We start from the raw sequence: 1,469 nt of genomic DNA, 5'->3' as shown, positions 1-1,469 counted from the left end.
GCTCGTATGTTTGGTTCTTAGTTTGAAGATACTATAATTATATAAATAAAAGAGATTATAAAGGAGAGAGATTTAGAGGTTGGGCTAGATACAAGATTATTGATATCGTTGCATAGATTAACTACTCTTCTTAAGCTACTACTTTTATAAAAGTAGTAGCTTGGATATTAACAAAAGCAAAAATAGGAGGGACAGAGAGTTCTCGGCTAGATACACATTAGGTGATATCGTTTCATAGAAATCCCGCCCTTCTATAATTTTCTTGGAATCTGAACAGTACCTAGGTCCTTTAGATAGAGATCGAATCAAGTGCGAGCAAAGATGATAAAGAGAATTACAGCTTAAAAACCGAAGAAATGGAAAAGTATTTAAAGCAGAGTTTGGGCATCGATGTTTCAAAATTGAACTTATCATTATCCCTAGGTTTCCTAAATGAAAAACTAGTTAAGGAATTCGAGTCTCATCCTGATGTATCCAATGATCTAAAGGGTTATAAGGTACTCTTGAAATGGCTGAAGGCATCAGTTGATAGTGAGGTGGAGCTATTGGTGGTGATGGAAGCTACTGGAGTATATCACCAAGGTATCGCGCATTATCTATATGAACAGGGCTATTCAGTTTGTGTAATGCAATCGGGCCGTGTAAAGCGCTATGCACAGAGCTTGGACCAACGTTCAAAAACGGATGCACTTGACAGTAGAATGCTCAGTATGCTGGGTCTAGAAAGGAACATTCGTCTTTGGCATCCGCCCAGTGAGGAGCTACAGGAGCTAAAAGGATTGAGCAGGGAACGTAGTTCATTGCTGAACGATAGAACGATGGAGACCAATCGCCAAGGTGCTATCGCATCAAGTGTTCATAACAATGCAAGGGCATTGAAAAGGCACAAGATCAGATTAAAGCTTCTAAACACCCAGATAGCGTCGGTCGAAGAAGATATGCAACTTCTGATCTCTAAAAATGAAGTATTGAAAAGGAAACTCGATTATTTGACAAGCATCCCCGGTATATCCTTTATATCGGCAGCTACGGTAATCGGAGAAACCCTGGGTTTTGAATCTATAGTAAATGCTAAGCAGTTGGCGAGCTATGCCGGTTATGATGTGGTATTACGGGAATCGGGAAACTTCAAGGGAAAGACCAGGATCAGTAAAAAAGGGAACAGCCATATAAGGGCGGTACTGCACATGCCCTCGATGACCTGTGTACGCTGTAACCCAACATTAAAGCTGTTTTATAATAGACTGAAACCGAACAAGGCAAAGCCATTGGTGGCCCTTGTAGCGGTGCAGAGAAAACTATTGATTTTAATGTATACCTTATGGAAGAACGAAGAAAATTATGATGCTAAATTCGAAATAAAAAAGCAGCAAAAGCATAAAGCTCTTGCTGCGCGGGATAACAGTTTGATAAATCAACCTGTTTCCTAAATTATTAAAGAAAAAACTTGTTTTTTAACACAGTACCTA

General features: G+C 39.3%; 1 protein-coding gene. It reads left to right on the top strand.

Going from position 1 to position 1,469, the window contains the following annotated elements; genetic code table 11:
• Positions 1-356 precede the first annotated feature (356 nt).
• On the top strand, positions 357-1,430 hold the full coding sequence (locus tag M4I21_RS18435; protein ID WP_249560696.1) for an IS110 family RNA-guided transposase: 1,074 nt from the start codon (positions 357-359) through the stop codon (positions 1,428-1,430).
• The last annotated feature ends 39 nt before the right edge of the window (positions 1,431-1,469 follow it).

The sequence above is a fragment of the Cellulophaga sp. 20_2_10 genome (genome assembly GCF_023476645.1).
Classification (GTDB): domain Bacteria; phylum Bacteroidota; class Bacteroidia; order Flavobacteriales; family Flavobacteriaceae; genus Cellulophaga.
The sequence above is the reverse complement of the archived record's forward strand: the minus strand, read 5'-3'. Positions and strand labels throughout refer to the sequence as shown.

Coding starts and splice junctions, on each gene's coding strand:
- M4I21_RS18435 (WP_249560696.1), top strand. CDS start 357: ATGGAAAAGTATTTAAAGCAGAGTTTGGGCATCGATGTTTCAAAATTG.